The sequence below is a fragment of the Anaerotignum sp. MB30-C6 genome (assembly GCF_030908465.1).
GTDB lineage: Bacteria > Bacillota > Clostridia > Lachnospirales > Anaerotignaceae > Chakrabartyella.
This window is the reverse complement of the sequence record NZ_CP133078.1, coordinates 3,021,900-3,034,477: the sequence shown is the minus strand read 5'-3', so window position 1 is coordinate 3,034,477 and position 12,578 is coordinate 3,021,900. Positions and strand designations below refer to the sequence as shown.

General features: G+C 39.0%; 9 protein-coding genes and 1 pseudogene. 6 read left to right on the top strand and 4 right to left on the bottom strand.

Annotation, left to right across the window (positions count from 1 at the left end; all coding sequences use genetic code 11):
* Positions 1 to 121 precede the first annotated feature (121 nt).
* Positions 122 to 1,126: pseudogene (locus tag RBQ60_RS15575) on the bottom strand (ABC transporter ATP-binding protein); the annotation flags it as partial.
* Positions 1,127 to 1,143: 17 nt separating this feature from the next.
* Positions 1,144 to 1,677, bottom strand: coding sequence for a helix-turn-helix domain-containing protein (locus tag RBQ60_RS14915; RefSeq protein ID WP_307884468.1), 534 nt, complete (start codon positions 1,675 to 1,677; stop codon positions 1,144 to 1,146).
* Positions 1,678 to 2,284: 607 nt separating this feature from the next.
* Between RBQ60_RS14915 and RBQ60_RS14910 the strand changes: the two genes are divergently transcribed.
* The 6 genes from RBQ60_RS14910 (at position 2,285) to RBQ60_RS14885 (ending at position 9,371) form a co-directional block, all read left to right on the top strand.
* Complete coding sequence (locus RBQ60_RS14910; protein ID WP_307884467.1) at positions 2,285 to 3,472, top strand: aminotransferase-like domain-containing protein; 1,188 nt, start codon at positions 2,285 to 2,287, stop codon at positions 3,470 to 3,472.
* A gap of 502 nt (positions 3,473 to 3,974) precedes the next feature.
* Positions 3,975 to 5,159 (top strand): aminotransferase-like domain-containing protein, encoded by a 1,185-nt coding sequence (locus RBQ60_RS14905; protein ID WP_307884466.1) that lies wholly within the window; start codon positions 3,975 to 3,977, stop codon positions 5,157 to 5,159.
* Between the two features lie 364 nt (positions 5,160 to 5,523).
* A complete protein-coding gene (gene spoIIP, locus RBQ60_RS14900; protein WP_307884465.1) occupies positions 5,524 to 6,594 on the top strand; it encodes a stage II sporulation protein P in 1,071 nt (356 codons plus the stop codon).
* 142 nt (positions 6,595 to 6,736) lie between these two features.
* A complete protein-coding gene (locus RBQ60_RS14895; RefSeq protein WP_307884463.1) occupies positions 6,737 to 7,387 on the top strand; it encodes an HAD hydrolase-like protein in 651 nt (216 codons plus the stop codon).
* 441 nt (positions 7,388 to 7,828) lie between these two features.
* A complete protein-coding gene (locus RBQ60_RS14890; RefSeq protein WP_307884461.1) occupies positions 7,829 to 8,461 on the top strand; it encodes a hypothetical protein in 633 nt (210 codons plus the stop codon).
* A 280-nt stretch (positions 8,462 to 8,741) separates the two neighbouring features.
* Entirely contained in the window at positions 8,742 to 9,371 is a 630-nt protein-coding gene (locus RBQ60_RS14885) for a hypothetical protein (RefSeq protein WP_307884459.1), read from the top strand.
* Between the two features lie 250 nt (positions 9,372 to 9,621).
* Here RBQ60_RS14885 and argH read toward each other — a convergent pair whose 3' ends face one another.
* A complete protein-coding gene (gene argH / locus RBQ60_RS14880) occupies positions 9,622 to 11,001 on the bottom strand; it encodes an argininosuccinate lyase (protein ID WP_307884457.1) in 1,380 nt (459 codons plus the stop codon).
* A 112-nt stretch (positions 11,002 to 11,113) separates the two neighbouring features.
* The gene (locus RBQ60_RS14875) at positions 11,114 to 12,331 is read right to left on the bottom strand and encodes an argininosuccinate synthase (RefSeq protein WP_307884456.1); all 1,218 of its coding nucleotides are present in this window, start codon (positions 12,329 to 12,331) and stop codon (positions 11,114 to 11,116) included.
* Between the last annotated feature and the right edge of the window lie 247 nt (positions 12,332 to 12,578).

Genomic DNA, 12,578 nt, shown 5'->3' with positions numbered 1-12,578 from the left:
TAGAGACATACTCATCTGTTTCGGGGTCCCAAGCCTGTGCATTGGCACGGGCAACAATAGTACCTTCATCTAGTTCATCCACATCATCTACGTCAAGATAAAAGTCGTTGGCAGACATTTTTTCGTTTGCACTTTCGTTATAAACAGGGTGATCATCGGAAACCATCATTTTTACGGTAATAGAGGTACCAACTTTGGTTTCTACTACGGTTTCGTAATGAACGCCCTTGAATAATACAGATTTAACAATACCTTTTAGTTTGCCATTTACTCTTGGAACAATGTCCAGATCTTCAGGGCGTATGACAACATCAACTTTTTCGTGTGGGGCAAAGCCAAAATCCACACATTTGAATTTTTTATCCTCAAACATGACGAGGTAATCTTCCAGCATAACACCGTCTATGATATTACTCTCGCCAATAAAGTTGGCAACAAACTGGTTAATGGGTTCGTTATAAATATCTGTAGGTGAGCCGATTTGCTGGATTTCTCCTTCTTTCATGACCACGATTTTATCGGACATGGTGAGTGCCTCTTCCTGATCATGGGTAACGTAAATGAAGGTGATTCCAACCTCTTGTTGAATTTTCTTTAACTCTTGTTGCATTTCTTTTCTCAGTTTTAGATCTAACGCACCCAAGGGCTCATCCAAAAGAAGAACGCTAGGTTCGTTTACCAAAGCACGGGCGATGGCAACACGCTGCTGCTGACCGCCACTCATTGCTGTAACATTACGGTCGGCAAATTCTTCTAAGTTTACCAACTTCAGCATACGTTTTACTTTTTGTTCTATAATGTCCTTTGGCTCTTTTTTTATTTTTAAACCAAAAGCAATATTATTATAAACATTCATATGGGGAAATAACGCATATTTTTGGAACACGGTGTTGACTTCCCGCTTATAAGGAGGGACTTTACTGATTTCCTCCCCATCAAAGAGAACTTGTCCTTCCGTTTGCGTTAAAAACCCACCCAAAATGCGCAATAGTGTTGTTTTACCGCAACCGCTGGGTCCAAGTAAGGTAACGAACTCGTTTTCATAGATATCCAGGTTAATACCCTTTAAAACTAATTTTCCGTCAAAGTCTTTGACGATATTTTTGAATTGAATCAGTTTTTTCATGTCTGCCTCCCATCATATCAGAATAACGGCGGTGTTGATACCCAAAGAACTCTTGCCGTCGTCTTTTTGTCGTTTCTTAAAAAATGGCTTGTTTTGCCAGAAAGGTAGAATGTTTCTCCTTTGTGTACCGTAAAGTTTTCTTCCCCGCAGTCTAAGGTAATACTGCCTTCTAGGACATAACCAAATTCCTCACCGCTATGGGGGTCCATCTGAAAGGATTCCCCGCCTTGGGGTAATTCTATCATAATGGGTTCCATTTCGTTTTTCTGGGTATTTGGCACAATCCAGTGAATGGTATAATGCTCTCTTTCATCAACGAAAAAATCGTTTTTACGAAAAACCAATTTTTCTTTCTTCTCTTCTTTGAAAAATTCCGATAACGTAGTGCCTAGGGCCTCTACGATATCATTTAAGGTAGAAATGGAAGGAGACGTTAGGTTTCTTTCCATCTGAGACAAGAAACCCTTTGTTAGCTCGCTGCGGCTGGCCAGTTCTTCTAGGGTTAGGCCTTTTTGCACACGAAGCTGTTTGATTTTATGCCCGATATCCATCCTCAACAACTCCTTTTTTAAATTTTGATTTTAGCAACGCTAAACGTTTGTGTTGTTTTTACGAAACCCCAATTATTATACTGCAAACAGGTAAGAATGCAATAGAAATTAAACAAAAAATTCGATATATAAAACTTTTTGACAATATGTATCAAAATCAACCTTTTTTTGGGGTGTTTTTTAGTTTGTTCGCTTATAACAAAGAATAGGGAAGTTTTTGCAGTTTGCATATAGAGGCCTTGGTTTAGTATTACCAAACTTTTAAAAGTCATTTTATAAACGGATAAAATGAAACCTGCAACAGATTAGAAAAGGAATAATGGGCAAAAAAATGATGAAATTTTACCTATTTTACTGGTTTTTCGCTGTTGTTTTGACAAGGTGGAAAAGAGTGTGGAAAAACCAAGGTTCTTTTATTTTAAAAAACCCGCAGTTATTTTGGGTTTCAAGGTAATAAAAATCACTATTATAACTGTATTTAATGAAATACATTTTTTCGGGAAATATCATTGACAGCCAAGGCATTTTGTGGCTTAATAAGAACATGTTTTTATAAAAGTACATTATTAAGAGGTTGGAAAACCAACATGAAAGGGGAATAGAAGTTATGGTTCGTTATGCAAAAAGACTAGGACTTTTGGACAGTTCAGATATCGGTGATCTTTTAAAGCTCATCGCTAGACCCGACATTATTTCTTTTGCTGGTGGCTTGCCCGCACCCGAGTTGTTTCCGGTAGAAGAGTTAAAACAGGCTGGTATTGCAATAATGGAAGAAATGGGCACTGTTGCGTGTCAATATTCCTCTACAGAAGGGTTGCCCCAGTTGAGACAGAAGATTGCAGAGAGAATGAAAGAAAAGAATAATATCAATGCCACAGCAAATCAAGTTTTGGTTACCAGCGGTTCACAGCAGGGACTTGACTTTGCCGCAAGGATATTTGTGGATGAGGGCGATGTTATTTTGATGGAAAGCCCATCTTATTTAGGTGCAATTAACGCATTTAAGGCGTGTGAGCCTACTTTTATGGAAGTGCCTACGGATGATGGTGGTATGATTATGGAAGAGTTAGAAAAAATTCTTGCTACCACAGAAAACGTTAAGATGATTTATGTTATTCCTGATTTCCAGAACCCAACAGGGCGCACATGGTCTTTGGAAAGAAGACAGAAGTTCATGGAGATTGTTAATAAATATGAAATTCCTGTCATTGAGGATAACCCTTACGGAGAGTTGCGTTTTGAAAATGAAAATATGCCTTCCTTAAAATCTTTGGATACAAAAGGCCTTGTTATCTTTTTGGGCACATTCTCCAAGATTATGGTTCCCGGTTTCCGTATTGGATGGGTTTGTGCAGAAGATGAAATTCTTTCAAAGTTTAATACAATTAAGCAGGGGGCGGATTTGCAGTCGTCAACCTTAACTCAGCTTCAGGCCAACAAGTTTATGGATATGTATGACTTGGATGAGCACGTGGAAAAGATTAAAATGGTTTATAAGCACAGACGTGATGTAATGATGGACGCAATGAAGGAGTACTTCCCCGCAGAAGCCAAGTTTACATACCCTGATGGCGGGCTATTCACATGGGTAGAATTGCCTTCTTATATTAATACAAAAGAGATGGCTTTGCAGTGTTTAGAAAAGAAGGTTGCATACGTTCCTGGCGGAAGCTTCTTCCCTAACGGTGGCAAGAATAACTGTTTCCGCATGAACTATTCTTGCATGAGTGATGAAAAAATTGTTGAGGGCGTGAAGGCTTTGGCTGAGGTTATTAAGGCAAACTTGAAGGAATAAGAAGTAAAAAAAATATATTTCTTGTGTTGAAAAAAAAGAAAGACCCTCACGATAGATATCCAATTGCGGGTATTTACGGAGGGTTTTTCTACTAAAAAGGGAAAGAAGTTTCATTTAAATAGAATGACGAAAGGGCTGTATGTGATATTTTTTGGAGAAAAAGAATAAAAATAAAGAAAGTGTATGAAAATACATACAAAAAGCCAACCTTAATGAAGGTCACTTTTTGTTTGAATTGTTTTTAAATTAGTACACTTCCGTTGAAATAAATGTAAAATTTAGGAAGTGTCTTGGTTTTTGTACAAAAAAATTGTGCAGATGAATTGGTTTTAAGTTATTTTTTCGTAATATCATTGGTAAAATTGCATTGACTTTGTTGATTATTTGTGTTTTAATAAATCTAAAGAGGAATATTTTAATTGATTTGTCAATGTACTAGAAAAAATACGCCCCTTGTCAGACCGTATTAAAATTTTTTTGATTTTTAAGGAGGAAGAACCCTATGGTACGTTTTGCAGACAGAATGAATCTTTTGACAGGCTCTGAAATCAGAGAGTTGCTTAAGCTTACATCTCAGCCTGATATTATTTCTTTTGCAGGTGGTATGCCCGCACCCGAGTTATTTCCCGTTCAAGGGATGAAAGAAGCATCCATTAAGACATTGGATGAAATGGGTCGTGTTGCTTTACAGTATACTTCTACAGAAGGTATTCCAGCACTTAGACAGAAAATTGTAGATAGAATGAAAGCAAAAAACAATATTGATACAGACATTGATCATGTATTAATTACCAGCGGTTCCCAGCAGGGCCTGGACTTTTCTGCACGTGTTTTCTTAAACAAAGGCGACGTTGTACTGTTGGAAAGCCCTTCCTACTTGGGTGCAGTAAATGCATTTAAGGCTTGTGAGCCTAACTTTGTAGAAATTCCTACTGATAACAACGGTATGATCATGGAAGAGTTAGAAAAAGTTTTGGCTTCCACAGAAAACGTAAAGATGATTTATGTTATTCCTGATTTCCAGAACCCATCTGGTAGAACGTGGACATTAGAAAGACGCCAGAAATTCATGGAAATCATCAATAAATTTGAAATTCCTGTTGTTGAAGATAATCCTTACGGTGAATTGCGTTTTGAAAACGAAAACATGCCTTCTTTGAAATCTTTGGATACAAAGGGTCTTGTAATTTTCTTAGGAACATTCTCTAAAATTTTGGCTCCTGGCTACAGATTGGGTTGGGTTTGCGCAGAAAGTGAAATTTTAGCAAAATACAATTTCATGAAGCAGGCTTCTGACCTGCAGGCTTCCACCGTTGCACAGTTGGAAACAAATACATTCTTGGAAATGTATGATTTGGACGAACACGTTGCAAAAATCAAAGAAGTATATCGTAAGAGACGTGACTGCATGTTAAAGACTATGGACGAACATTTCCCCAAAGAATGTACATGGACCCATCCTGATGGCGGTTTGTTTACATGGGTAGTATTGCCTGAATACATGAACGCAAAAGAATTGGCGAAACAGTGCTTGGAACAGAAGGTTGCGTACGTTCCCGGTGGTGGTTTCTTCCCCAATGGCGGTCATGAAAATACATTCCGTATGAACTACTCTTGTATGCCTGAAGAGAAAATTGAAGAAGGCATCAAGCGTATTGCAAGTGTTATTAAAGCTAACTTGAGATAATCTTATTTTCTAAACATACAAACCATAACTCCATATGCGTAAAGCCCTCGCTGCTACCTCTGCGGGGGTTTTATGTTGTATTGTATATGATTCAAAGCCCCTCGACTTAAATAGTCGAGGGTTATTATTTTATATGGACAATGTTTTGATTACATACGTAGAAAAAATAAGTGTGAGGTCAATTCCCGTGGGGGAAGATTGCAAAAAGAAAGTAAGTGTGTGAAGGCTCAAAGACAAAATCCCACGAAGAAAAGACCTATGATTTGCTTTTTTGATTGGTTGCTCTTTCCTGAATACCACCATATATTAAAGTTCTACGCTGTTTCCTATGGGCATAAACTTTGTATGAAGGGAGGCGGTGTCAGTGGAGCAAAAAGGTGGCGGAGCGCAGCTGGGCCTAAGCCTTTTTGGACTTTTGCTTTTTCTACTATCCATGCCGCTTTTTTTGCAGATGGGCGGTGGGCGATGGCTTTTGGCAGAAGTGCTGCCGGGACAAGTACCCCATGGGTCATTGTCCATACAAAGTCTATGGTCGGAACAGGAAACGTCTAACGAAAGTGCTGCCGTTGCTATTTGGGGGGTTAAGGATGTGGAGTTTGAGCAAAAAAACGTCATACATAGCGATGGAGAAGGTTTGGGTATTACGGCAGAAGTCCTTGAAAGAATGGAGGACTTTTCTTACTTAAAAAACAATTTTTATACTGTGGATTCTAGGACGGCTTTTTTAGAGGGGGACATTAATGTTGATGAAGCGTTATCCATGGATTTTTCTGTGGAACCCACTGTAAAAGAACCCAAAGTACTGATTTTTCATACCCATACAAATGAGGACTTTGTGGATAGTGATATGTCTAAGGGGCTTCAGGAGGGAATCGGCGGTGTAGGTGCAGAGTTGAAGCGTATTTTGGAGGAAGACTATGGGATTGGAGTTTTACACCACATGGGCGTTTATGATGTAGTGAATGGTATGGGACAGCGAACAGGTGCCTATGAACGAAGTGGCCCTGCTGTGGAAGAAATACTGAAGCAGTATCCATCTATAGAAGTGTGCATTGATTTACATAGAGATGGTGTACCTGATGAGGTAAGGCTTGTGACAGAAATTGATGGGAAAGACTGTGCGAAGGTAATGTTTGTAAATGGTATTTGCCGTTTGAGCTCAAATGGTCAGGCGGAACCTGTTTCTTGGTTGGAGAACAATTATATTAAAGAAAACTTAGCCTTTAGCCTGCAAATGCATACCCTAGCAGGTCAGTATTATCCTGGGTTTACAAGGAAAATATATTTAAACCCTTACCGTTTTATTTTGCATTATATGCCACGGTCTACACTGATTGAGGTGGGAGCCCAGACAAATACAAAGGAAGAAGCCATGAATGCAATGGAGCCTTTAGCAAAAGTTTTAGCAGAAGTGCTATTGGATGACACCCCTTAGAGAGTATCTTTAGGGGGTTTTTTGTTTGCAGAGTTTCGTATTTTGCGGTAAAATAGACGAAACTTTATGAAGATGAGGAGGTGTTTTCCTTGCGTCAATACGATAATCAATTGAAAATGTATTGATTAAGAGGAATAGGGATATGGAAAAATTAAAGCAAAGTATTATTTTATTTGATTTAGATGGCACATTGACAGATTCTGCAGAGGGTGTCATTCGCTCGGCGCAACATATGCAAGAAAAAATGGGCATTTCCAAATGGGCTGATGATGATTTGAAGTTCATTGTTGGGCCACCTTTAATGAAGACATTTACTGAGGACTTTCAGATGAACCGAGAGGATGCCCAAAGGGCTTTGGAGTTTTTCAGAGAGCGCTATGCTACCGTGGGCTTATTTGAAAACAAGGTTTATGATGGGATTCCTGAAATGCTGGAGTCGTTGCGGAAAAAAGGCAAACGATTGGCCGTGGCTACTTCCAAAAAAGAGGAAACGGCAGTACGTATTTTGAAGCATTTTGGAATTGACGGATTTTTTGAGGTGATTGGTGGAGATAACCGTGAAATTGGCCGTGATACAAAAGCAAAGGTCATTGAATATGTGTTAGAAACCATGAAAGCCAACAAAGGGGATGCAGTCATGGTGGGTGACCGAAAGTTTGACGTGGAGGGTGCCCACTTGATAGGGATTCCTTGTATTGCCATTGAATATGGCTATGGGGGCAGAGAGGAATTTGAAGCCTGCGGGGCAGACTATATCGGTGCCACGCCCCAATCTGTTGTAGATATGTTTTAAAGGGCTTAGGAAGTCCGCCTCTTAGGTGGAGGTGACACTTCCTCTTTTTCTTTAAAGAGTACAAGCAAGGGCATAATGAAACAAAGGCGCTATCAAACGCCATAAGTTATAGGTATTCTGTTAGGAAAAAATACGCATAGTCCTTGACTAGACTGAATCGCTCCTAGGTGGAGAGGATACCTCCAAAGGTATTGAAATATGTCCTCGACAGCAGAATTTTGTTCGGCAGAAATAAGAGTTTTTAATGTATTTTATGGGAATTGGTCAGAGTGAAAAAAAGTTAATCACAATTTTAAGTAGCTTTTACAGGATAGAGAAATATCTGTTTTGTAAAAGCTATTTTTTTGTTTTCTCTTCAAAAGTAATTTATTGACATAAAGTTCGAATTATGATATTTTTATGGTAATATTTAACAAAATAGCTTATGTGAGGGCGAAGAAAATGAAAAAAATAGTAGGGATTTTCGTAAGTGCTGTAGTGATGTTGTCATTTTGTACTCCTGTTTATGCTGCTCATTCAAAAAAAATTGACGTTTTATTGAATAACAGTAGTATTTCTGTGGAGGGAGAGGAAATTGCGAAGGCAGGAGAGAGCTACACGTTAGTCAATGGAGCAAAAGTTCCTTACAGTATTAACTATGCGGGGACAATATATTTGCCCATGAGAAAAGTTGCCGAATTGCTGAATAAAGATGTTGAATATAGTATGGAAACAAAAACTGCAAACATTACGGCTAAACCTGGTTCTGAACTTTTGCCTCCGATCACAGTTTATACGGAGTTGACATATGATGTGAATGGTACGCCTGAGCTCAATTTTGTACTTTATAACCTTAGTGATAAGGATATTGAATCCTACTCTATAATGGTTTACTGTTACGACAAGGATTGGATTCCTATAATCAAAAAGAATACTAAAAGTAATTTTTTGTATTTTGGTGGGGATAATATATTAATTAAAGGCAATGAGATTGCAGAAAAATATATTATGTTAGAAGGTTTAAATGGGACGGAAGCTTATGACTTAGTTGTTCAGGAAGTTATATTTACAGATGGTACTGCATGGTATAGATAATCATGGGCTTGGGGAATTTCTTTTTGGTTGCCAAAGAGATAAACAGACTGACACTTGTTTGTGCAAGAGGGATTAGTGAAAGGCAATTTTAAGAAAGACAAATTACTTAAATTTATCGACTATTTGTTGTTTGATCTTATGTTATAGGTGGGTAGAAAATGCTGATAAAATCTAGGCGTGAATGGATTTAACAATTGTGAATAAAGCGCTTGACATAAAGGTATAATGTATGTTACTTTTATGGAAAAAACTAACAACTACATAAGTGAGGACGATGAAAATGAAAAAGATGATGAAAACCCTTGTTTCAAGTATTTTAGTGATGTTGTTATTATTTACTACTGTGTATGCTTCTAGTTCAGAAAAAATTGAGGCTATGTTAAATGCCCTTAATATTTCTGTGAACGGGGAAGAAGTTGCAAAATCGGGTGAAGGTTTTACAGTAGGCAGCGGAGCGAAGGTGCCTTTCAGTATTAACTATGCTGGTACTACATATTTACCCATGAGAAAAGTTGCTGAGCTGCTGAATAAAGATGTTGAGTATGTGAAGGAAACAAAAACCGTAAACATTGTGGATAAAGTGGGTTCTGAACTTTTACCACCTATGACTGTGTCATCAGAGTTGACACATGATGCAAATGGTGCACTTGCATTGGATGTTGTGGCATATAATCTTGAGAATAAGGAAGTTAAATCGTACTTATTGAATGTGTACTGTTATGACAAGGACTTTACCCCTGTTATCAACAAATCGAAACAAAATGTAGTTACCCTTGAAGGTGATGCGAGCTTAGAAGGTAGTTATTCTATAGAGGATATGAAAGGTACAGAGATATATCATATTGAAGTAATACAAGTATCCTATACAGATGGTTCTTCTTGGGGCGAAGTGGAAGCAGCAGGGGAATAATAGGGAGTTGGAAAATGCAGATTTATTCCGAAGAATTAAAAAAGTAGGATGTAAGTATTGATAAATCTAGAGGGCTAGTCAGACCCTCTTTTAAATTGTCATTCTGATAGATGGTTTCTCTATTTTTTGCATCGGAAACCCTAAAACTCCAATTAATATGTGACTTGCCATAGTGTCTACTCCATGTTAGGTTATGAGGACATACACGCAAGTTAAAACAACCACCCGTTTTTAGGGTGGTTGTTATTATTTAAGCTAAGGTACCAAGGTAAGCCTTATTTGCTTCAATTGCTTTTGTAGTCGTTGACTTTGCAGGTCCACCAACCACGTTTCTAGCTTCAACACACTGCTTTACAGAAATAGCGGAGTATACGCTTTCATTAAAAACTGGGGAGATGGCCTTATACTCCTCAAGGGAGAGGTCATCCAGATTGGTGTTGTTTTGGATGCAATAAAGCACCAATTTACCGATGATTTCATGGGCATCACGGAAGGGAACGCCTTGTTTTACTAGCCAATCGGCGGCATCCGTTGCGTTGGTAAAGCCGCCTTTTGCCGCCTCCAACATATTTTGCTCCCGAATGGTAACGGTGGCAAGCATATTTGTAAAAACAGGTACGCACATTTTTATGGTATCAATGGCGTCAAACAATGCTTCCTTATCCTCCTGCATATCTTTATTATAAGCCAAAGGCAAGCCTTTCATTGTGGTTAAAAGTCCCATTAAATGGCCATAAACTCTGCCAGTTTTGCCACGGATTAATTCAGCCATGTCAGGATTCTTTTTCTGGGGCATAATACTTGAGCCTGTGGAATAGGCATCATCCAGTTCGATAAAACGGAATTCATGACTGCTCCAAAGGATGATTTCTTCAGAGAAACGGCTAAGGTGCATCATCAAAATAGACAAGTCGGAAACCAATTCGATACAGAAATCACGATCGGAAACCCCATCCATACTATTTTTTGTGATTGCGGAAAAACCAAGTTGTTCGGCAACAAATTCCCGATCTAAGGGATAGGTCGTGGTTGCCAAAGCCCCACTACCCAAAGGCAGTACATCGGTACGCTTATAGCAGTCTGCCAAACGATCATAATCACGTTTGAACATTTCGATATATGCCAAAATATGATGTGCCAAGGTCACAGGCTGTGCTCTTTGCAGGTGAGTATAACCTGGCATGATGGTTTCTGTATGTTGTTCGGCTAAGTTGTTTAATACTTCCATTAAATCCTTTATCAAGGTCTGAATGGCTTGGATTTCTTTCTTGGTATACATACGAGTATCCAAAGCCACCTGATCGTTTCGGCTTCTACCTGTATGCAGACGCTTGCCCACATCACCGATGCGGCTAATCAAAATGGACTCCAAGTTCATATGGATATCCTCTGCCTTTTCGTCAAAGGTCACCGTACCTTTTTCGATGTCACTAAGAATTTCTCGTAGGGTTTTAATAATTAAATCTGCATCTTCTTTGGGGATAATACCCTGTTTGCCAAGCATTGCAGCATGGGCCATACTGCCTGTAATATCTTCCTGATACATACGGCTGTCAAAGGAGATGGAGGAGTGAAAATGATCGGTAAAGCTATCGGTGGATTTTGTAAAGCGACCGCCCCAAAGTTTCATAAAGCATGCATCCTTTCTTATGTGTTATAAAAACCAAAAGGACTTTGGCCCAAACCCGAATAACCTATTTTTAAGGCGTGTGGGTATGGGGCAAAGCCCCAAAAGGTTTTTCTTATTTATTCTCGTTGTTTTGCATCATCATGGCACGAACTTTTAAGGGCAGACCAAAGAGGTTAATGAAACCATCTGCATCCTTGTGGTTATACAGCTCGCCAGTTGTAAAGCTTGCCATAGATTCGTTGTACAGGCTGTAAGGGGAAGTGGAGCCTGCGGAGATAATATTACCTTTGTACAGTTTCATTTTTACAGAACCAGTTACAGTAGCGTTTGTAAAATCAAAGTATGCACTCAAAGCTTCTCTTAAAGGCGTATACCATTCACCGCTATATACCAATTCAGTAAATTTATTGCTTGCAACTTCGTTGAAAGCCTGTGTTTTCTTATCTAAGCAAAGGTATTCCAATTCACGGTGGGCATAGTATAGGATTGCACCACCAGGTGTTTCATATACACCACGGGATTTCATACCAACCACACGGTTTTCGCAAATATCGGAAATGCCCACACCATTTTTTCCGCCGATTTCATTCAGCTTTGTGAGTAAAGCTACGGGAGCCAATTTTTCGCCGTTTACAGCAACAGGAACACCTGCTTCAAAATCAACGCTTACATATTCGGGTACATCCGGTGCATCTTCAGGGGAAACGCCCATTTGTAAGATGTGTTTCAGGTTAGGTTCGTTTGCAGGGTCTTCCAGCTCCAACCCTTCATGGCTCAAGTGCCAGATGTTACGGTCACGGCTATAAGAGTCATCTTTCTTTACGGGGAAAGGAATGCCTCTTTCTTCTAAATATGCCATTTCATCTTCACGGCTCTCCATACCCCATGTATCTAATCTCCAAGGTGCGATGATTTTTAATTCGGGAGCCAAAGCCTTGATGGTCAATTCGAAACGAACTTGATCGTTACCCTTGCCCGTTGCACCGTGGCAAATTGCAGTAGCACCTTCCTGCTTTGCAATTTCCACCAATTTTTTGGCAATAATGGGTCTAGCCATGGAAGTACCTAAGAGATATTTTCCTTCGTAAACGGCATTTGCCTTGATACAAGGATAAATTGCATCTGTGATGAATTCTTCGGTTAAGTCTGCAATGTAAAGCTTGCTTGCGCCAGTGCGAAGGGCTTTTTCTTCTAAGCCGTCAGTTTCCTTACCCTGACCTACGTCGCCACAAACTGCAATAACCTCGGCATGGTAGTTTTCTTTGAGCCAAGGGATAATAACGGAAGTGTCGAGACCACCGGAATATGCTAAAACAATTTTTTCTTTCATAATGACCATATCCTCCTTAAAGTTCCAAACTTTTCATACAAATGAATAATATAAATGAATTATACATAGTTAACTGATAAAATGCAATAGAAAATAAGAAAAACAAGCATATTTGTGTATTAATATTAAAATGATTATGCCTGCGACTGAACTTTTGTCCACTTTTCATGGGTATGCTGAATTGAATCAGTATATTTATGCAGAAAATAAGACGAAAATCCAATTTATACCACTTTGTATACATTGG